Raw genomic sequence first — 19,444 nt, forward strand, 5'->3', positions numbered from 1 at the left:
TTATACAAATTGAATGTTCTGAAGAAGGTGCTGTTCGGCTAAAAAACCAGCATTAAAGATAAGGAACCCAGAGCACTATAAAAATACTCTGGGTGCTTTGGCCTATCGGCTTTTTAATAGATATAAGGTATTGCGATCGATAGTTTGATTAGCCGGTAGTATCTTTTGGATAACATGCTCGCCTTTAGCCGCTACAGCAAAATCATCATCATTAAGTACCGCTAGCTGATTGTCGGCGCGTAGCCACAAGCCTTCAAGTTTGTCGTGAGGGTAGGGGCTGGGCAAATCTACCAATAGATCATTCACCAAGGTTTTTGTTACTGGCTTAATCCCTTGTTGTGCGAGTTCTTGCCAGCTCATTTGCTCGAGGGTTTTCCCTGCAAAGGTTAATCCTAGCTCGGCATCTACATCGCCACTTACATCGGTGGCTTGGCTTAAGTCTATTTGATAAATACATTTGTATTTCGCCTGTTTTTTGCCACTAGCACCGGCAAATCCACCATCACGTTCTATGACCAAAAACTGTTGCTGGTTTAAGGCGACAATTTCTGAGTTAGAAAGGTTATTTGCTTCTTGCTGGTAAAGGTATTGCTTAGTTTTACCACTAGTAATATCAAAACTCACGATGCGAGTGAGGTTTTTGTTGCTGATGGCTTTTTTACTTGGGTTGTAAAGTGTCGACTGCATAATGCCAAACAATACTTTCTCGTCAGGGCTAATTGCCAAGCCTTCCATTCCGCGATTAGCACGACGATTCGCCAATACCGCAGGTAGCTTTCTGCCGCCAGTTCCGGTGCCAAAGGGATTAATACGCTCCAGTTCTACACCAGTGGCACTGTAATGAACAATATGCGGACCGTATTCATCACTCACCCAAAAGCTGCCATCTTTTAAGGCAACTAAGCCTTCACTATCTAAACCAAAAGGATCGGCTTTTAGTACCGACTTGTCGTTAGCGTAAGCTACTTCACCGGTATCGCCCATGCCTTTGGGGTTTGGTAAACCAGAAATTAGTTTGCCATTTGGGTCCTTCAACAAAATTTCCTTTACTTGGTTTACCTCACCGTTGGAAAAACTAAATAAACCAATGCGTGGTGTGTACTCCGGTGCTGGAAAGATCTTGCCTTTGCCTTCTGGCCCTTGGTATTTGGCATTGGGGCCACGATCGGTAAGGGCATAAAAGTGGTCGGCCAAATGCGGATGGGCGGTCATGGCAGATCCGTATCCACCATTGCGGATTTCGGTGCCGTTTTCCATGCTTGTTAACACTTGATAGGGCAAAGCTGCTGAAGATGCTTCATCTTTAGCTAATATTTGCGGGCTAGTTAACAAGAGTAGAGAGAGGGGGAGAATCAGCCGTGGGCTCATGTTTGCTTCCTTGCTATGATGTTTTATAAAAAAATAATACAAACATCAGGTTAATCTTTTATTACGCATTTTTTTGCACGAACAATGAGCTAAAAAGCCAAAATTAATAATGGCTTACAGTTTTTGGGTGTGCGGAACATCGCACAATAACGACTAAAAAAGATAATCAACAAAATCCTTACTAGTCTTACTAGTACGGGAATTAGCGAGCTTTTGGGAAAAGGTAGCAAGGCATGTTGGGAAAAAGTATCAATCAGATCTCGGTTGTTCATCGTTTATATATAGGGTTTGCCGTTCTCACTTTGGTGATAGCGATGGGCGGTGGTGCCGCTTTTTTGCTGGCTCAGCAAATCAATTCAAGTTTCAATACACTTACTGACAACAGTGCAAGAACCCAGTTGCTTGCAAACCAAGTAGGCAGCCAAGCGCTTCGAGCGGGTATCTTGCTGTTAAGTTTGGAAAATGCCAGCAACTTAGATGAGTTGCAAAGCATTAATAGCCAAGCCGATGAATCATTAAATGACCTAGAAAGTCATGTGGCAGAGTTAGAAGCTCATGCCCAAAAGTTTAATATTAATGGGCTTTCGCAGTATTTAAATGATGTTAGCAATGTAGAAAACACCTTGGCCTCGCAAGGTGAGCGATTAGCTCAATTACAAAATACTTACCTGCAGCAAGACGAAAAAGTACGTGACGATTTGAGTCAGTTTCTATTTCGCTTGTCTGATTTGAAAAGAATTGTGACTAAAGTGGCTAGCCCTGCAGCTGCTGAAGATTCTTATATTGAAGATATTCTCACCATGGTCATGGACCGTTTTGGTTTGATGGAGTTTTTATTATCAAACATGGTGAATACTCGCGACCCGCAAAAAATCGCCGATTTGGTTAAGAAGATTCAATATAACAACCGTGTATTTAACGATGACTTTTCTTCATTAATTGATGAAGTAGAAGGCTTGGCAGACCCTCAAGTCGCTGATTTGGTTGCTGAGTTTAACCGTCAAGTGAATGACCCAAGCGGCATTGTAGAGCGCTATGTAGATAGCCAAGAAACCATTGCTAATATCGCTATCCAAACTGTGGAAATTAACCGTCAGCTTTCTGGTTTAGATTCTACCGTTACTAAGATTGTTGATTTAGCTAACCAGCAAAGTGAGGTGGCCAGCGAGCAGGGCCGAAGTTTAATTCTTAATGCGCGCTCAATCACCGCGATTGTTGTGCCTTTGGTGATTATTTTTGCTATTGCCGTTGCTTACTGGTTAGCGAGTTTGATTCGTAAACCGCTAGAGCATACCCAATCTCACATTCTACGATTGGCTGAGGGTGACTATAGCCAAAGCATGAATGGTAAATACTCTGGTGAATTTGCGGTGTTGGTGGCAGCCATTAACCGAATGATTGAACAAGCTCGTGAGGTGTTTAGCCAAATTCAAAGTGCAGCTCACCAACTTAGCGATGTATCGGTTAAAAATAACGAAGCTTCAAGCGTGGTAAAAACCAAGCTTGATAAGCAAACCGCAGAACTGAGCAGCGTAGCGACTGCTGTTACTGAAATGGAATCTGCAATTAAAGAAGTGGCTTCAAACACCGAAAGTAGCCGCGAGTTGTCGATGTCTGTTGAGAACAACATTGATCAAGGCCAGCAGGTAATGAATCAAAATATCGAAATGATCGATAGTTTAGATGATGCCTTGCAGAGTACTTCTGGCCAAGTGGATAAGCTAGCTGACGCCAGTAAACAAATTGGTTCTATTATCGAAGTGATCGATGGTATTGCCGAGAAAACCAACCTGCTAGCCTTAAATGCGGCCATTGAAGCGGCACGTGCCGGTGAGCAAGGTAGAGGTTTTGCGGTGGTTGCCGATGAAGTGCGCAGCTTGGCTAGCCAAACCACCAAAAGCACCGAGTCAGTGCGGGCAATGATTACTACCTTGCAACGCGAATCAACCCAAGTATTTGATGCAATGGCTGCTAGTCGCGAACAAATGAGTCAGTCAAAAGATCTGGCCGAGAAATCTCGTGAAGCGATCATGACAATTCGCACCGACATGAGCCAAATGCGCGAGATGACCGATCAAATTAGTGTGGCCGCTCAAGAGCAACATCATGTTGCAAGCGAAGTAACGCGTAATGTGAATGTGATTGCCGAGGTAGCAGAAGATAATTTTGAGCAAATAGAGCGAGTTGCTCAATCTAGCCAAGCGCTACAACAACAGGTAAATGATATAGAAACTATGTTAAAACGTTTTATATTGAAGTAAATTAGAGAGCCTTTTGGCTCGGTCTTTTGCGAGTGATTCGCTGAGGTTAGTTTATGTTCAATTTATCGCGTTTGTTGAGTCCCAAAACTCAACAGTTGGCTGCTCTGGATTTAGGCAGCAATAGTTTTCATTTAATTATTGCTGACTGGGAAGACGGCGAACTTAAAGTTCGCGATAAAGTGAAAGAAATGGTGCGTTTGGGTTGGGGCTTGCAAGATGATGGCAGCCTCGACGCAGCTGCTTGGAATCGCGCTCAAGCTTGTTTAGAGCGTTTTGGTGAGCGTCTTCGCGAGTTTAAACCTGGCAGCGTTAGAGTTGTTGGCACCAAGACCCTACGTAGCATTATTGATTCCAATGTGTTCCTGCAAGCTGCCGAGCAACGCCTTGGCCATCCAGTAGAAGTTATCTCCGGTGAAGAAGAAGCCCGTTTAATCTACCTAGGTGTTGCTCACTATATGGCGCCAACCAATGGCCCGCGTATGGTCATCGACATTGGCGGTGGTAGCACCGAAGTCACCCTTGGTGAAGGCATGGATCTAAAGCTTAAAGAAAGCTTAGATATGGGCTGTGTATCTATCACTAAACGTTTCTTTAAAAATGGCCGAGTGACCAAAAACCGCTTATTAAAAGCCAGTGTCTATTGTTCACAGCAATTGTTGCCTGTGGCCGATGATTTCTTGGAACATGCTTGGAATGAGTGTTTAGGTGCTTCTGGCACCATTAAAGCTGTGGCGAAAGTTTGCTTAGAAAACCAATTTTGTGATGGTGAAATTCAGCTCAAAGGCCTAGACGCTATTATTGAACGCTACCTTGAAGCAGGCGAATGTAACTTGCCGCTAAAAGGTCTTTCACTAGAACGTCAGCCGGTGTTTTTAGGAGGCGTTGTCGTCTTACAAGCCTTATTCCAAGCACTTAACATTGATACTATGCATGCCGCTGAATCGGCCTTACGTGAAGGTTTATTGTATGAGCTAAAAGGCCGTTTAGAACACAGTGATATTCGTCCAGCTAGTGTGCAAAAGCTAGCTGAGCGTTACCACGTAGACAGCCAGTTTAGTGGCCGAGTCGATAGCACATGTCAGTTATTGTTAAACCAAGTGGCAGAAACCTGGTCGTTGGATGAAGTAGAAACCACCAAGCTGTTAAATTGGGCTTCGCAACTATTTTTAGTGGGCCTAGATGTAGCACACAGTGATTATCATAAACACGGTGCTTATATTGTGGAACATGTGGATCTTGCTGGCTTCTCTCGCATCGAGCAACAACAGTTGGCTGCCTTAGTTTTAGCGCATCGTAAGCGCATCCCAGTTAAACAGTTTCCTATGGAAAACGTAGACTTGCTTAAGGCGTGTTTGATCATTCGTTTGTCAGTCATCTTCAATCGTGGCAAACGTCGTCAAACACTGCCGGAACTACAGTTTAGAGCTGCTGGGCAGCAAATGAGTTTACTGTTGGATCAAACTTGGCTGCAGAATAATCCTTTAACCCGCGCAGATTTAGAAAATGAGCAGCAATACTTGAGTCAGATAGATTATAAGTTAGATATTATTGAGCTCTAAAAAGCAAAATGCAGTTCAATGGTGAGCTTCACCAGAACTGCATTTCAAGTATTGAAAGCCCGCACAACTGTGCGGGCTTTTTTATTAGCGGTCTTTGTTGGTTGCGCTAATTTTGTGAATCGCTAAGTCAGCGCCGTGGAATTCGTCTTCTTCAGAAAGACGCAAGCCTGCAACTTTATCTACAATGCCGTAAACAATCACACCACCGATTAGCGCTACAGCAACACCTGCAAGGCTACCGATGATTTGGCTGATTAGCGATACGCCCCCTAAACCGCCTAATGCTTGGCTACCGAAGATACCTGCGGCAACACCACCCCAAACACCACACAAACCGTGAAGTGGCCAAACACCTAATACATCGTCTAAGTCAGAGCGTTGTTGTAACCAGGTGAATACCCAAACAAATAATGCACCAGCTACGCCACCCGTTACTAAGGCGCCAATAGGATGCATTAAGTCTGAACCTGCACAAACAGCAACTAAGCCAGCTAAAGGACCATTGTGAACAAAACCAGGGTCATTACGGCCTACAACTAGCGCAACAATCGTTCCGCCAACCATTGCCATTAAGGTATTAACCGCTACTAAGCCGCTGATGCCGTCCATGGTTTGGGCCGACATAACGTTAAAGCCGAACCAGCCAACGGTAAGTACCCAAGCACCTAAAGCTAAGAATGGGATGTTAGAGGGTGCAAATGCCACGCCTGGCTTTCTGCCTTTACGTGCGCCAAGAACTTTAATCGCAACCAGTGCTAACCAACCGCCCATTGCGTGTACAACTACCGAGCCTGCAAAATCATGGAAGGCTGCGCCAAATTGCGCTTCTAACCAATCTTGGAAGCCGAAGTTACCGTTCCAAATAATGCCTTCGAAAATCGGGTATACCAAACCAACAATCAATGAAGAAGCAATTAAGAATGGATAGAACTTACCACGCTCTGCGATACCGCCTGAAACAATGGCTGGAATAGCGGCAGCAAAGGTAAGTAAGAAGAAAAACTTCACCAGCTCGTAGCCGTTTCCTTCAGCAAGTACTTCTGCACTATTAAAAAAGTGGCTACCGTAAGCCAAGTAGTAACCAATAACGAAGTAAGCCACACCAGAAAATGCGAAATCGGTGATAATTTTAACTAAGGCGTTTACTTGGTTTTTATGGCGAACTGTGCCTACTTCTAAAAAGGCAAAGCCAGCATGCATGGCTAGAACCATAATGGCACCTAGCAGAATGAATAAAGTGTTTGCGCTTTGCGACAATACGTCGATAGCGTCACTAATATTATCCATTAAAAAATCTCCCTAATTGTTTCTTTAATATGGTTTGCGCCAAAAAGAAGCAATTTTCAGGCCTTTTGTAGAATAAATTTCTTAACTAAGCACTAAGTTGATGCAATGAAAGGGTTTTAACTTGATGATAACAATGGATTTACAAGTTTTAGCTCTAAAGTGGTGCGGTATTTTATGTGATCTACATACGGTATGTTCTAAATTGGTGCGGTATCGCTATATTTTGGTGCTGGGTAGTTGCGGCTCATCATAGAATTAAGCGAGCCTTTTTAAGCAGAGGTTTAGTCAATAAAAACGTTAGGGTGCTGAGCTAATATGCCCGCTCACTAGGTCTATTTAAAAAGGGTTAATGCCTAAGTTTTTGTGTTAGCAAGCAATACTACAAGCAACTCACCTATACTGAGCATTAGTAGCAGCTATTAAGGAGAATAAATGAGCCAATGGCATGAGTTTTATCGAGCCGCCAATTTTGTAGAAGCGCGATTGCTGCAAGGGATGTTAAGTAAAATGGGCATTGAGAGCCGAGTAGATGGTGAGTATGCCATGGCGGCAGCTGGTGAGCTCCCTATGGACGTTGTACAAGTTACATTAATGGTAGAGTTAGCCCAATGGGACAAAGCCAAGCAAGCGGTTAAGGACTACGAAGTAAATAGTGTTGCAGAGTGGACCTGCAATAAGTGCCAAGAAATTAATCCCGGAAGCTTCGATTATTGCTGGTCTTGCGAGCAAGAAAAAAGCACAAAATAGCGTTCAAAAAGATGCGATTTTGGGCACTTAGTGGTATGCTTAAAAAGTATACAGCTAGGATGGCTGCTCTAGTAAATGTTTTGTTGAGGATATCCAATGGCTATCAATCAGGTTTCAAGCTCCGTTTCTCCGTCCGATTTTTATATGGACCAAGCGAAGAAACGCCAAGAAGAACAAGATGAAAAACTTGCTTCTGGTAAGCGTATTAATACAGCGGCAGATGATCCTGCAGGCTTACAGATTTCTAATCGCTTAACCACTGGTATTAGCGAGCAAGAAGCTTACGCCAATATCTATCAAAACCAAGTTAGCCTCAACAATATTGAATCTGCTCAACTACAGGGTACTACTGAGCTATTGCAGCAGAACCAAGCTTTGGTTGTACAAAGTGGTAATGGTATTTATAACTCTGACGATATTGCCGCTTTGCAAGCTCAAGTTGATGCCAACACTGCCGCGATTCCCAACGCCTCCGATCTTGGCGTAGATAATGTTGACCTTAACGATCCTGCCACAGCTCAAGCAGCGTTGCAGGGGGCCCAGCAAACTACCGATGCCAATCAAGCGGAACTAGGTGCTTCTAGTAATGCGGCTGAGTCTGCTTATCGCTCTACCCAAGCTGCCATCGAGGCACAAAGCGCAGCGCGTTCGCGCATATTAGATACCAACTATGCGCAATCAACGTCGCAACAAGCACAAAACGATGCCTTGTTGCAAAGCTCTATTCAGTCTTACCAACAACAATTGGCCTCCAAGAACATTGAGAAGCTTATCTAGCTTGTTCTAACGCAACAAACAAACGGCGTGGCACTGGTAAAGTGAACGCCGTTTTTTAATGGAGGTAATAATGAGTCAGTCGATTCACGGGCATCAAGTGATGCAGTTGATGTTAGAGCAAGGTGGTAGTTTCACTTCTGCGTCTCTAGAGGCGTTAATGAAAGAAACATTTGGTGAAGACAGTGAGTACCATACTTGTCGTCAAAAAGGCATGAACGCCCAGCAATTGATCGTGTTCTTAGCAGATCGTGGCAAGTTCATCGAAGCAAAACAAGGCTTTACTACTGCTGAATCAAAGATCTGTTCTCACAAATAAACCTGCCTTATAAGGGCCATTTCAGGCCCTTTTCATATATAAACGACTAATAATTTAGTTATAACTGATATTACTTGCTATTTATCACTCTTATAGTGTTTAATTCATCTTTCTTTGCTGTTTCCCCATCTTATCTGGAATAAACATCTATAATTTCTTATGCACCTAGGCTTTTAGTCGGAACGGAATAAGTGGTTTAATCTAATAAGATTTATAACAATATTTAAACATATGTTTTAATTGTTTTGGATTTACTTAACAACAGAGAAGTTATTTAAACATTCAGTTGATGGTGCCGATACATAAGTTATCGATACTTGTATTTACATGGAGTGGTATAAATGGATTTGGCTAGACGTCTAAAAATAAGCCATAAGGTTGGGATCTTGGCGGCAATTGCTGTTGTTGGGTTTGCAATCTACTTGGTAAACAACATGCAAGTTCAGCAACAAAGCCAGTTCAATATTGAACAAATTAGAGACCAGTACTTCCCAGCCTTAGACACCGCAACGGTTGCGCAAAACACCCTATATAACGTAGACCAACTACTACAAACTGCAGTAACCACTGGTGAAGAAGAATCATTAGATGCGGCTGATGAACAAAATCAGCTGTTAAACGATAAGCTAAATGAGCTAATTACAATTCTGCCTAGCGCTAGGCAAGACGTAGAGAAATTGCAAAGCCTGCAAAATAAATATTATGGTCAAGCTAGAGGCATTGCCATGAGCTTGGTGGATGGCAGTGCCGACTTCGCCACTTTACCTGCCAAAGCTGAGCGTTCTGCCGCTGTACTGCAAGAGCTGACTCAAGGCTTGGCGAGTTTGCGGGTAAACACCGAAAAAGCCTTTAACGAAACCATAGATGGCACTATTGCTAGCTCTCAGTCTGCGGTTACCACTGGTATTATTTTGGGCGTGGCCACCATTGTAGTGGTTATCTTCGTTGGCATTATGACCACTCGCAGTATTGTTAACTCGATTGCCCAAGTGACTTCATCATTGCGTGAAATCGCCGAAGGTGAAGGGGACCTTACGGTTCGTGTTGACTACGACGGTAAAGATGAAATAGCTACCCTAGTACATTGGTTTAATCAGTTTATTAGTAAGATGCAAATTAGCATTGCTACAACCACCGAAACCGTGCAAGCCCTTCAAGATGTGTCTACTCGCTTAATGGAAACCAGTAAACATACTGCGAGTAGTATCGAGTCTCAAAATCACTCGGTAGATGCAGTAAGTGCGGCAATTCAAGAAATGACCGCTAGTGTGCACCATATTGCTGATTTTGCCTCGCAAGCTTCTCAAGAAGCGTCTTCTGCTAACAGTTCCGCGCAAGAAGGCAACCAAGTTGTAGAAAATACCATCTCAGTAATTAACGATTTAGCTGAAGAAGTGAACGGTACGGCTCAAGCGATTAATCAGCTTGAATCTTATACCAGCAATGTAGGTGTGATTTTAGATGCGATTCGAGGCATTGCAGAGCAAACCAATTTGCTAGCCTTGAATGCCGCTATTGAAGCAGCACGCGCCGGCGAGCAAGGGCGTGGTTTCGCGGTAGTAGCTGATGAAGTTCGCACCCTGGCCTCCCGCACCCAAGACTCTACTCAAGAAATTCAACAAGTATTAGAAGAGCTACAAAAAGGCTCTGGATCGGCTGTTGAAGCTATGAACCGCGGTATTGAACAAGCCGGTTTAAGTGTTGAGCAATCTGCTCAAGCGGGTAAATCACTAATGGATATCACCGGTAAGGTGGAATCCATTCATGCTGTGAACGAGCAAATTGCAACAGCAACAGAAGAGCAAACTAAAACTTCAGATGTTATTCACAACAGCGTGAATGACATTCAACAAATATCTCTCGCGGTGGCAAAAAGTTCTAGCGAAATAGACAACGTTAGCGAGGATGTAAGGCAAGTAACTCAGCGATTAAGTGACGTTATTAGCCAATTTAAAGTGTAAATAAAAAAACTATAAAAGAAAGGAGATGCCCCATGGATTTAAGGGCGTGGCAGGCGTTACCAATATGCTTATTGAGTGGCGCAGTAATGGCAGACGAAGCTCTCGAGCAACGAGTAAATGATCTCGAGCAAGAGGTGCAGGTTCTAAGAGAACAAAATCAGGATAATGCCTTTGATAGAATCAGCTTTAACGGTTTCTACAGCGTGGGCATCAATCAAGCTAACAATAACCTAGGCTATGCCGGTTCTACCGACGAGTACGATTTTAATAATCTTACTTTGGTGGGCCTACAGGGTGACTTTGCTTTAGCTGACAGTACCAGTGTAACGGTGCAGTTAGTGGCACGTGGTGAAGATGACTTTAGCCCAGATGTTGAATGGGCTTACTTAAAGCATACTTTTGATAACTACATTACAGTGCGTGGCGGTAAACTTCGCTTACCTATGTACATGTATTCTGATTATCTAGAAGTGGGTTACGCTCAGCCGTGGGCTCGTCCACCAGAAGAAGTATATGGTTTTGTGCCATTTAACTCTTTTGTTGGTGTTGATGGTAGCTACGACTTTGAGTTTGATAACTCAACCCTAACGGTACAGGGTTTTTGGGGACAGTCGGAAGAAGATGGCACAAACTACGATGACATCTTAGGAGCTAACCTTACTTGGGCTATCGACGATTTCACCGTTCGGGCTGTTTACGGCGTAACTAAAATTACCGTTGACCCAAGCAATCAACCCGATGCCCAGGTATTGGCCGATAAAAACAAATCGGACTTCTTAGGTGCAGGTTTTAGCTACGATAACGGCTCCTTGCTTGTTGTGTCAGAGGTGACTCGTGCAACAGTAGAAGGTGAATACTCTGATGTTGACTCTGGTTACCTAACCTTGGGCTACCGCTTTGGTAAAGCCATGCCTTATGGCACGGTTGCTGGGATGAAAACTCAAGATGATGATGAGCGAGATGGCAAATTCGTTTGTGTTTCCGATTGTTTGAGTGGTTCGCCAGGTTTGCTACCAACGTCGTACATTTATGACGGCAAGCGTACCTCTTATTCTTTAGGCTTACGCTACGACTTACTGTCTAATCTAGCAGTGAAGTTTGACGCTACTTTAGTGAATGGCTTTGGTGATACTAACGGCTTGCTTGAAAGCAAAGTGGCTGGTGCAACCGAAGATAGCACTACAGTTTACAGTATCGTATTTGATGGCGTATTTTAGGAGGAGTCATGAAAAAACTATTATTGGCTCTGTCTTTGAGCGTATTTAGTCTAAGTAGCTTGGCTGCTCCGGTAGTGATTGCAAACCCTGCGGGCCCTGATGCTTTATCAAAAGCAGAAGTGAAAAAGCTGTTTTTAGGTAAGCTTAAAAAACTACCTAATGGCACACCACCAGTGGTGATTGAATATAAAGAAGGCGACGCATTACGTGCTAGCTTTCACGATGCTGCAACCGGTAAAAGTGAAGCCCAGCTTCAAGCTTATTGGTCAAAGTTAATCTTCACTGGTAAAGCTAAGCCGCCTAAAACGGCTGCTTCTCCGTCAGTTGCTGTATCAGAAGTTGCTGGCAATGCCGCTGCTGTAGCTTATGTTGACGAGGCGGATGTAACTGATGCAGTAAAAGTCGTTTATAAACCGTAAATAAAGCTAAGCTATAAAAGAGTCAGGGTGTTATGCTCTGGCTCTTTTTTATTTCTTAGACAAAATAGTCGTTATTTAGTGAGTTAACCAATGGATATGTTATCAGCAGCAGTGATGTTGTTTTTGATTATGGATCCGCTAGGAAACCTTCCTGTGTTCCTTAGCATGGTCAAACATCTTGACCCAAAACGTCGGCGAATCGTTTTGCTACGAGAGCTGGTGTTTGCCCTTACTGTTATGTTTGCCTTTTTGTTTGCTGGCGAGCAAATCCTCGGTTTCTTAAATCTTCGACAAGAAGCGGTAAGCCTTGCTGGCGGGATAATTTTATTCCTTATTGCCTTGAAGATGATTTTCCCTCAGCCCGGTGGTGTTGCTGGTCTTGCTGCAGGTGAAGAGCCCTTTTTAGTGCCGATGGCAATCCCAATGATTGCCGGACCTTCGGTACTTGCATCGTTAATGCTGCTGGCAAATCAAGATGGCAGCCGGATGCTAGATTGGTCTTTGGCGCTACTCATTGCTTGGGGCATTAGCGTAGTGATCTTCTTATTTAGTGGGGTGCTTTTAAAACTGCTGGGTGAGAAAGGTTTAAAAGCCATGGAGCGTTTAATGGGCATGTTGCTTATTATGCTTGCGGTGCAAATGTTCCTTGATGGAATAGCCGATTATTGGCAATCACTATAAGCAGAATGGCTAGCCTTGCGGATTCCAACTTTAAACTGGTAATCCGCAAGTGTATTAAAGCTTATTGAACTCTAGAGCAAAATTAACCGCGACAGATTAACAGATCCTAGTAAGGGTGATTTATACCTAAACGAAAAATGGTGTCATCGCCGCTGGTAGCAAAATCACCGCGTAGTACAACACCTTCCATCATTACTCTAAGACTGCCGCCTACGCTGTATTTCATATCTTGGTGTAAGGTTGCCAAGTTGTATTCATCAGCCACTCGGCCAATTTCAACAAAGGCGACCCAGTACCAAGCAGGTACGTTAAACCAATTTACAACTGGCACTTTGGGAAGTGGGTTCCAGTTGGGTGTGAAGCGGTATTCTGCCGAATAATAGATCATCGAACGATCGTGATAACGGGCAGTTTCATAGCCTTTAAGCCTGTCCATTCCCCCTAAACGAGAACCAGCAAACCACGCAGGGCGGTGAAATTGCTGTTCGCCATTGTTGTAAGAACTGTGGTTCCAAGTGGGGGTATCAGAGGTGGCAAAACCAAACGCTAAAACTTGGCTTTGTGCCCAAGAGGTTTTTGGCAAACTGATATATTTAGAGGCCGAAAGCTCCCACATAGTCCACGAAGGTCGCTCGCTATCGCCCCAATCACGGCTTACATTTAAACGCTGTCGGCTACCTGCAGTTGGGTTTTGATGGTAGTTACGATTATCGTACTCAAGTTCTAAGGTAAGGCCCGCCGAGGTATTAGAATCTTGCAGTTGGTTATATTCACCAACGTCTTTTTTCCAATAAAAAGGTTCAAGTTGAATAATGGTGCGGCCGCTGGTGAGTGGGTTCCACTCTTTCGCGCCCGCTTCATAACCTTCCATTACTTCACCGCGGTTTACTCTAAAAGTGTGAACTGCTGAGTTTTTACCGTGACCTAGAGGCAGTAAATAGCGAAATCTAAAGCGATACTCTTGGCCTTTACTGTGGGTATAAACACGGTTCTCTTGGCTTGAATCATTGCTACCTGCTCGCTCTCCTGGGTAATCCGAATTACCGTTAATATATTGCGGATCGCGAGTAAAATTAGTTTGATACAAAGTGGTATCAAAAAAGATCCGGTCAGCAAAAGGCATTTGATAGTCACCGCTATACAAAAAGCCCATCCAGCTATCGTTACTGGTTACTGTCGCCGTTGCCACCATGCTAGAGCTGGGCTGAATATGCCCTGCCGCGCCAACGCCAATACCCACGCCCCACTGGAGGTTTTCGGTGTAATAGGCATAGGGTAATACTTGGGTCCAAGCTCCGCTGCGTCGATGTTTAGCATCATCAATGACAGTAACGCTCATCGCCCAACTAGGCAGACTTACAAAGCAAATGCTCGCCAATAGTAACTGGCGTGTAATCAAGAGTCTTTCCCAGTCATACGTTTATGAATTTGCCACATAGCAAAAAAGCCAAAGAACAAAATCTGTAGATTATCACCTTTCTTCAACGCGCCGGCTTCAAGCAAAGTGCCGCGAATGGATAACAGTTGAACGCCGTGCAGCAATAACAAAAAACCACCCACCAGCGGCAATATCCAATTGTATGGTGGAACAAAAATAATTGGGCTGAGTAGCATCGCTAACCACATGGTAGCCATAAACAGTTTGCCAATTTTAATAAACATAAATAAGGCTCTTAAGTTAGTTGGTATAAACGGTAGCTTACTTGGCCTGCTTGTTTTTCTTTTATGCAGTGCCAGTTTGCAGGTAATTGGGGCTCGTTGGCTTCGTTCTCAAATTCAAGATAAACCAGCGCGTCGGGCTTCAACCAGCCATTGTCATTTAGCATTGCGCAGCTTGGTGCTAGTAGCTCGCAACGAAACGGCGGGTCAATAAATACAATGTCGTAGGCTTCGCTTGGTGTTTGCTTTAGCCATTGCAAGGCATCTTGGTTTATTAGCTTTGCTTGCTCGCTGCTAAGTTCTAATACTTGTAAATTGGCCTTAAGCTGCTTAGCGGCTTGCGCATCTTTCTCTACAAAGGTGGTAAAACTAGCAAAACGCGACAAGGCCTCAAAACCTAAGCTGCCACTTCCAGCAAAAAGATCTAAGCAATGGCTGTTGTGCAAATAGGGGCTTAACCAGTTAAATACGGTTTCTTTAACTCGGTCGGTAGTAGGGCGTAAGCCTTGGCTATTCAGCACCTTGAGCTTTCGCCCGCGCCATTGACCAGCAATTATGCGTACCTGGCCACTGCCATTATTAGATTTGTTACTTTGATTTGAATGTTTTCTTGAGGAAAGCCGTGCCATTTACTTAGACCATTGAGAAACTGTGATAATATCCGAGCAATATTGATTGGACGTTGGCATTGTAACAGCCAACGTCGTTTACTGGTAAAAAAGGTTTTGCAGTAATGGCAAAAAAGAAAGGCCTATTTTCTTGGTTTGGCCGAAAAAAAGATGACGAGCAACAACAATCAAGCGATCCCGCCGCAGAACAACAAGATACTCAGCAAGCTGAGTTAGACGCGCAAGCAGAACGTGAAGCTCAAGCAGAACGTGAAGCTCAAGCAGAACGCGAAGCTCAAGCAGAGCGTGAAGCTCAAGCAGAACGCGAAGCCCAAGCAGAACGTGAAGCCCAAGCAGAGCGCGAAGCCCAAGCAGAACGTGAAGCCCAAGCAGAACGTGAAGCCCAAGCAGAACGTGAAGCGCAAGCAGAACGTGAAGCTCAAGCAGAACGTGAAGCTCAAGCAGAACGTGAAGCTCAAGCAGAACGTGAAGCTCAAGCAGAACGCGAAGCTCAAGCAGAACGTGAAGCCCAAGCCGAACGCGAAGCCCAAGCAGAACGTGAAGCCCAAGCAGCACAAGAGGCCGAACTAGCGGCGCAGGCTGAACAAGAAGCCGAGCTAGCCGCAGCGTCGCAAGCTGCTGAGCCAGTGAAAAAAATGGGTTTGTTTGCCCGTTTGCGTGCAGGCTTAAGGCGTACCCGTAAGAATTTTGGTTGGGGTTTCTTTTCTCTCTTTAAAGGGCGAAAGATCGACGATGAGCTGTTTGAAGAATTAGAAGAACAGTTATTGGTGGCGGATGTTGGCGTTGATACCACTTTAAAGATTATCGAAAACCTCACCAGTCACGTTAAACGTAGTGACCTACAAGATGGTGAAGCCTTATACCAGCAACTAAAACTCGATATGGCTAGCATGCTTAATCAAGTTGAAGCGCCTTTAGATTTAGATAGTAGTGACGGACCGTTTGTTATTTTAATGGTTGGGGTTAATGGTGTGGGTAAAACCACCACCATCGGTAAGCTTGCCAAGCAATATCAAAGTCAGGGTAAATCGGTGATGTTGGCCGCGGGTGATACCTTCCGCGCCGCTGCGGTAGAGCAGCTGCAAGTGTGGGGTGAGCGTAACCAGATCCCGGTAATTGCACAACACACTGGCGCCGACAGTGCTTCGGTAATTTTCGATGCTTTTCAAGCAGCTAAGTCACGAAATGTAGATGTATTGATTGCCGATACAGCAGGTCGCTTGCAAAATAAAGCGCATCTAATGGAAGAGTTGAAGAAAATTGTACGAGTAATGAAAAAGCTCGACGATGCCGCTCCTCATGAAATTATGTTAACTATTGATGCCAGCACTGGCCAAAATGCCATTAGCCAAGCTAACTTATTTAACCAAGCAGTGGGCTTAACGGGTTTAACACTTACCAAGTTAGATGGCACCGCTAAAGGTGGGGTGATTTTTGCCTTAGCCGACAAGTTTGCTTTGCCTATTCGTTATATTGGTGTGGGTGAAGGCATTGATGATTTACGCGAGTTTGAGTCACAACCCTTTGTTGATGCGCTATTTAGCAGCGAAGAGAGTGAAGAGGCGTAGTTAAACGCTGCCTAAACAGTAAAAAAGGTCTAGGAATGATCCGGTTTGAGCAAGTAAGTAAAATTTATCCAGGTAGTCAGCGAGCCTTACAAAAAGTCTCGTTTCAACTAGAACAGGGAAAAATGGCTTTTTTAACCGGCCACTCTGGCGCAGGAAAAAGTACCTTGCTCAAGCTTATCACCGCCATGGAGCGCCCCAGCGACGGTAAAGTATGGGTAAATGGCGACGATATTAGTCGCATTACTCATCGAAAGATCCCTTATCTTCGCCGTCAAATGGGCGTGATTTTTCAAGACCACAAACTGCTAATGGACCGCACGGTATTCGACAATGTTGCTCTGCCTTTAGTCATTGAAGGCTATAGCATGGGTAACATTAAACGCCGCGTGGCCGCTGCCCTCGATAAAGTGGGGCTGTTAGACAAAGCCAACTGCACCCCGGTTATTCTCTCTGGTGGTGAGCAGCAACGAGTGGGGATTGCACGCGCTGTAGTTAACAAACCTGCCATTTTGATCGCCGATGAGCCAACCGGTAACTTAGACCCAGCACTGTCTTTAGAGATTTTCCGCTTATTCGAAGAGTTCAACCGCGTGGGTGTTGCGGTGCTTATCGCAAGTCACGATTTAAGCCTAATCGCTAAAATGCACTATCAGCGACTTATTCTCCAAAATGGTCAGTTGCTTAATGCCTCTCAAGCAGAGGAGGTGCAGTAATGGCTGGCGCTAAACCGCAGGTGAAAGTCGCGTTTCCGGTACGCTTTATGATGTTTTGGGTACGCCATCTACAGCAATGCATTGCCAGCTTAGGCGAGCTTTGGCGCACCCCTGCTAGCTCAATGCTTACTTTAGCGGTAATCGGCGTTTGTTTGGCTTTGCCAGCAAGCTTTTATTTGGCCACCAAAAATGTGCAGCAGCTTACTGCCTACTGGAAAAGTGACGCTCAAATTAGTTTGTTTCTAAAACAAAACGTTACCGAGCAACAGCGCGATTTATTGCAAAAAAATATATCCAGCATGCAGCAAGTAGCCGCGGTAGAGCTGGTTACCAAGCAACAGGGTTTGGCTGAGTTTCAAGCCAACAGCGGCTTTGAAGACGTACTCGCGTTACTACCAGAAAACCCCTTGCCCGATGTATTACTGGTGCTGCCAAGTGCCGAGTACAGCTCCGCTAGCGCTGCAAAAACCTTACTCGACAGTTTGCAAGAGCATAGCTTGGTTGAAGAAGGCCGTTTAGATGTTGAATGGCTACAACGTTTAGACACTATTGTAAGCATGCTGCAGCAAGCCGCTTGGCTGCTGATTATATTGTTGCTCACCGCGGTGGCCTTAATTGTAAGTAATACCCTGCGATTAAACATTCTTAATCGTCGTAACGAAATAGAAGTTATGAAATTGGTCGGCGCTACCGACGCCTTTATTCAACGGCCGTTTTTATATACCGGATTTTGGTTTGGCATTGTAGGCGGCTTAATGGCTTGGGTATTGTGTAATATTCTGCTTATCTGGACTGAATACGCCTTGCAACAAATAGGGCTGTTGTACCAACAAGACATTTACCTCTCGGGTCTAAGCATTCAAGAGTTTGGCTGGTTAATCTTATTTGCAACTTTGCTGGGTTTAGGCGCATCGTGGTTCTCGGTAAATCGCCATATTAAGCAGATAGAGCCGAGCTAGTGCCGTGTGCAGGCAAGCATTGCACTTGTCTGCTTTATTGCCTTTCGCCTCTCGGCGACGTCATAAGCTTTAACGACCAAAGCTTAGTGAAGCCAAAAGATAGATCGCCCTGCATTATCCTTATCTTTGGTTACTCAGTGCGCCTACGCAACTCTCCTGAAAAATCTAATTACCCTTAACGTTTCTATCTTTTAGTGAGTAAAGGCACTGTGACTATATACATAGTATTTGTATTTCCTTCTTTCCACAGCAGTTAGTACTTCTTTATGTTGATATTTCTGTCACTGTTGCGTCTAGGTGGCTGATATAATTTATAAAAAGTGATAATCTCTACTTTTAAAATGTTTTATAAGAAGAATGAGCTGTTATATTTCTGAGGATGGAAAATGGAATATTCAGGATACTATTCAAAAGAAGATATTCTCATTTATTTTATTGGTTATTTTGAAAACATGGACAATTCATCTTCGGGCTATGATTTTAGATGGCTAAATCCAGAACAGATTAAAACCTTGATAATTATCCTTGAGTATTTATCAGAAAATTACGGTGAACTAGTTTCTGAAGCGCAAGAGAATCTGCAAAACCTGCTTTACGAAATATAAATAGACAAATAAAACTGACGTAAATTATAGGCATTAGACCGCCGGTAGCTTGAAAGAAGTTAGGAGATAATAATTGAAACTTGCAGAAGCATTAACAATACGTTCTGACCTTCAAAGGAAAGTCCACCAATTAAGAGAAAGAATTTTTAGAAACGCAAAAGTTCAAGTCGATGAAATCCCGGCTGAAGATCCAAATGAACTCCTCGAGTCTTTAGAGCAAGCGACAGTTGAGCTAGTAGCTATTATTAAAAGAATTAATACTACTAACTCTCAAATTAGATTTGATGAAAATCGTTACCTCTCCGATTCACTATCTGACAGAGAAAACCTTGCAAATAAGGTTGAGTTGTATCGGGAGTTGGCAAAACAAGCTACCGTGACACAGGATCGATACAAGAAGCTAGAGATCAAGTTCAAGCCCGCAGTTGATGTCCGCCAAATACAAAAAAAGGGCGATCTATATGCGAAGCTTTATAGAGAGCTAGATATGAAAATACAGTCCATCAACTGGACTGAAGAACTGCTATAAAAAGTCGGTAAGAATGTTAGTGAGTGTTTCCCGTCAACTGGGTAAGTTGAACTTAGGTGAGGCGAAGGGGCAAGTCTCGAGGGTTCGATTCCTTCAAATAACGTTATCCCCTGTATTCTTTACACTAGTAATGAGTACTTTTAACACTAACTACCATGAACGCTGGCATTAACATTCTGAGGGTGGGTT

At 44.0% G+C, this 19,444-nt stretch carries 19 protein-coding genes; 14 read left to right on the top strand and 5 right to left on the bottom strand.

Annotation, left to right across the window (positions count from 1 at the left end):
• Positions 1-102: 102 nt before the first annotated feature.
• On the bottom strand, positions 103-1,368 hold the full coding sequence (locus tag LQZ07_RS03360) for an esterase-like activity of phytase family protein (RefSeq protein WP_152783331.1): 1,266 nt from the start codon (positions 1,366-1,368) through the stop codon (positions 103-105).
• Positions 1,369-1,601: 233 nt separating this feature from the next.
• On the opposite strand from LQZ07_RS03360, the gene LQZ07_RS03365 reads away from it, so the two are divergent.
• Both LQZ07_RS03365 and LQZ07_RS03370 read left to right on the top strand, forming a co-directional pair.
• A complete protein-coding gene (locus LQZ07_RS03365) occupies positions 1,602-3,629 on the top strand; it encodes a methyl-accepting chemotaxis protein (protein ID WP_152783333.1) in 2,028 nt (675 codons plus the stop codon).
• 53 nt (positions 3,630-3,682) lie between these two features.
• Positions 3,683-5,188 (top strand): Ppx/GppA phosphatase family protein, encoded by a 1,506-nt coding sequence (locus LQZ07_RS03370; RefSeq protein WP_152783335.1) that lies wholly within the window; start codon positions 3,683-3,685, stop codon positions 5,186-5,188.
• A gap of 84 nt (positions 5,189-5,272) precedes the next feature.
• Here the strand turns inward: LQZ07_RS03370 and LQZ07_RS03375 are convergent, their stop codons facing one another.
• On the bottom strand, positions 5,273-6,475 hold the full coding sequence (locus LQZ07_RS03375) for an ammonium transporter (RefSeq protein ID WP_016402286.1): 1,203 nt from the start codon (positions 6,473-6,475) through the stop codon (positions 5,273-5,275).
• Between the two features lie 432 nt (positions 6,476-6,907).
• Here LQZ07_RS03375 and LQZ07_RS03380 point away from each other — a divergent pair, with 432 nt between their 5' ends.
• The 7 genes from LQZ07_RS03380 (at position 6,908) to LQZ07_RS03410 (ending at position 12,593) form a co-directional block, all read left to right on the top strand.
• On the top strand, positions 6,908-7,222 hold the full coding sequence (locus LQZ07_RS03380; RefSeq protein WP_152783337.1) for a DUF2007 domain-containing protein: 315 nt from the start codon (positions 6,908-6,910) through the stop codon (positions 7,220-7,222).
• A gap of 96 nt (positions 7,223-7,318) precedes the next feature.
• Positions 7,319-7,999: a flagellin gene (locus LQZ07_RS03385; protein WP_152783339.1), complete on the top strand. Its 681-nt coding sequence runs from the start codon at positions 7,319-7,321 to the stop codon at positions 7,997-7,999.
• 70 nt (positions 8,000-8,069) lie between these two features.
• A complete protein-coding gene (locus LQZ07_RS03390; protein ID WP_152783341.1) occupies positions 8,070-8,315 on the top strand; it encodes a YecH family metal-binding protein in 246 nt (81 codons plus the stop codon).
• A 341-nt stretch (positions 8,316-8,656) separates the two neighbouring features.
• A complete protein-coding gene (locus LQZ07_RS03395) occupies positions 8,657-10,276 on the top strand; it encodes a methyl-accepting chemotaxis protein (protein WP_152783343.1) in 1,620 nt (539 codons plus the stop codon).
• Positions 10,277-10,308: 32 nt separating this feature from the next.
• The gene (locus LQZ07_RS03400; RefSeq protein ID WP_016402281.1) at positions 10,309-11,493 is read left to right on the top strand and encodes a hypothetical protein; all 1,185 of its coding nucleotides are present in this window, start codon (positions 10,309-10,311) and stop codon (positions 11,491-11,493) included.
• Between the two features lie 8 nt (positions 11,494-11,501).
• On the top strand, positions 11,502-11,912 hold the full coding sequence (locus LQZ07_RS03405; protein WP_016402280.1) for a hypothetical protein: 411 nt from the start codon (positions 11,502-11,504) through the stop codon (positions 11,910-11,912).
• A gap of 90 nt (positions 11,913-12,002) precedes the next feature.
• On the top strand, positions 12,003-12,593 hold the full coding sequence (locus tag LQZ07_RS03410) for a YhgN family NAAT transporter (protein ID WP_016402279.1): 591 nt from the start codon (positions 12,003-12,005) through the stop codon (positions 12,591-12,593).
• A 106-nt stretch (positions 12,594-12,699) separates the two neighbouring features.
• Here LQZ07_RS03410 and LQZ07_RS03415 read toward each other — a convergent pair whose 3' ends face one another.
• From LQZ07_RS03415 to rsmD, 3 genes are read right to left on the bottom strand one after another with little or no spacing between them, the layout of a single operon-like run.
• Entirely contained in the window at positions 12,700-13,992 is a 1,293-nt protein-coding gene (locus LQZ07_RS03415; protein WP_152783345.1) for a BamA/TamA family outer membrane protein, read from the bottom strand.
• Positions 13,989-14,255: a DUF1145 domain-containing protein gene (locus LQZ07_RS03420; protein ID WP_152783347.1), complete on the bottom strand. Its 267-nt coding sequence runs from the start codon at positions 14,253-14,255 to the stop codon at positions 13,989-13,991. Before LQZ07_RS03420 ends, LQZ07_RS03415 begins: the two co-directional genes overlap by 4 nt.
• 11 nt (positions 14,256-14,266) lie before the next feature.
• On the bottom strand, positions 14,267-14,881 hold the full coding sequence (gene rsmD / locus LQZ07_RS03425; protein ID WP_040307299.1) for a 16S rRNA (guanine(966)-N(2))-methyltransferase RsmD: 615 nt from the start codon (positions 14,879-14,881) through the stop codon (positions 14,267-14,269).
• Positions 14,882-14,985: 104 nt separating this feature from the next.
• Between rsmD and ftsY the strand changes: the two genes are divergently transcribed.
• From ftsY to LQZ07_RS03450, 5 genes are all read left to right on the top strand, one after another.
• Positions 14,986-16,449: a signal recognition particle-docking protein FtsY gene (gene ftsY, locus LQZ07_RS03430; RefSeq protein ID WP_152783349.1), complete on the top strand. Its 1,464-nt coding sequence runs from the start codon at positions 14,986-14,988 to the stop codon at positions 16,447-16,449.
• Between the two features lie 35 nt (positions 16,450-16,484).
• A complete protein-coding gene (gene ftsE / locus LQZ07_RS03435; RefSeq protein ID WP_016402274.1) occupies positions 16,485-17,162 on the top strand; it encodes a cell division ATP-binding protein FtsE in 678 nt (225 codons plus the stop codon).
• Positions 17,162-18,121 carry a permease-like cell division protein FtsX gene (ftsX, locus tag LQZ07_RS03440; protein ID WP_152783351.1) on the top strand — a complete coding sequence of 320 codons (960 nt, stop codon included), beginning with the start codon at positions 17,162-17,164 and terminating at the stop codon, positions 18,119-18,121. The genes ftsE and ftsX overlap by 1 nt, the downstream gene beginning before the upstream one ends.
• Before the next feature lie 386 nt (positions 18,122-18,507).
• On the top strand, positions 18,508-18,726 hold the full coding sequence (locus tag LQZ07_RS03445; RefSeq protein WP_152783353.1) for a hypothetical protein: 219 nt from the start codon (positions 18,508-18,510) through the stop codon (positions 18,724-18,726).
• Positions 18,727-18,799: 73 nt separating this feature from the next.
• On the top strand, positions 18,800-19,255 hold the full coding sequence (locus tag LQZ07_RS03450; RefSeq protein WP_194164154.1) for a DIP1984 family protein: 456 nt from the start codon (positions 18,800-18,802) through the stop codon (positions 19,253-19,255).
• Positions 19,256-19,444 lie beyond the last annotated feature (189 nt).

Origin of the sequence: Agarivorans sp. B2Z047 (assembly GCF_023373605.1) — a bacterium.
GTDB classification, from domain to species: domain Bacteria; phylum Pseudomonadota; class Gammaproteobacteria; order Enterobacterales; family Celerinatantimonadaceae; genus Agarivorans; species Agarivorans albus.

Coding starts and splice junctions, on each gene's coding strand:
- LQZ07_RS03405 (WP_016402280.1), top strand. CDS start 11,502: ATGAAAAAACTATTATTGGCTCTGTCTTTGAGCGTATTTAGTCTAAGT.
- LQZ07_RS03390 (WP_152783341.1), top strand. CDS start 8,070: ATGAGTCAGTCGATTCACGGGCATCAAGTGATGCAGTTGATGTTAGAG.
- LQZ07_RS03410 (WP_016402279.1), top strand. CDS start 12,003: ATGGATATGTTATCAGCAGCAGTGATGTTGTTTTTGATTATGGATCCG.
- LQZ07_RS03380 (WP_152783337.1), top strand. CDS start 6,908: ATGAGCCAATGGCATGAGTTTTATCGAGCCGCCAATTTTGTAGAAGCG.
- LQZ07_RS03365 (WP_152783333.1), top strand. CDS start 1,602: ATGTTGGGAAAAAGTATCAATCAGATCTCGGTTGTTCATCGTTTATAT.
- ftsY (WP_152783349.1), top strand. CDS start 14,986: ATGGCAAAAAAGAAAGGCCTATTTTCTTGGTTTGGCCGAAAAAAAGAT.
- LQZ07_RS03375 (WP_016402286.1), bottom strand. CDS start 6,475: ATGGATAATATTAGTGACGCTATCGACGTATTGTCGCAAAGCGCAAAC.
- rsmD (WP_040307299.1), bottom strand. CDS start 14,881: ATGGCACGGCTTTCCTCAAGAAAACATTCAAATCAAAGTAACAAATCT.
- LQZ07_RS03420 (WP_152783347.1), bottom strand. CDS start 14,255: ATGTTTATTAAAATTGGCAAACTGTTTATGGCTACCATGTGGTTAGCG.
- LQZ07_RS03445 (WP_152783353.1), top strand. CDS start 18,508: ATGGAATATTCAGGATACTATTCAAAAGAAGATATTCTCATTTATTTT.
- LQZ07_RS03385 (WP_152783339.1), top strand. CDS start 7,319: ATGGCTATCAATCAGGTTTCAAGCTCCGTTTCTCCGTCCGATTTTTAT.
- LQZ07_RS03360 (WP_152783331.1), bottom strand. CDS start 1,368: ATGAGCCCACGGCTGATTCTCCCCCTCTCTCTACTCTTGTTAACTAGC.
- LQZ07_RS03370 (WP_152783335.1), top strand. CDS start 3,683: ATGTTCAATTTATCGCGTTTGTTGAGTCCCAAAACTCAACAGTTGGCT.
- LQZ07_RS03395 (WP_152783343.1), top strand. CDS start 8,657: ATGGATTTGGCTAGACGTCTAAAAATAAGCCATAAGGTTGGGATCTTG.
- ftsX (WP_152783351.1), top strand. CDS start 17,162: ATGGCTGGCGCTAAACCGCAGGTGAAAGTCGCGTTTCCGGTACGCTTT.
- ftsE (WP_016402274.1), top strand. CDS start 16,485: ATGATCCGGTTTGAGCAAGTAAGTAAAATTTATCCAGGTAGTCAGCGA.
- LQZ07_RS03400 (WP_016402281.1), top strand. CDS start 10,309: ATGGATTTAAGGGCGTGGCAGGCGTTACCAATATGCTTATTGAGTGGC.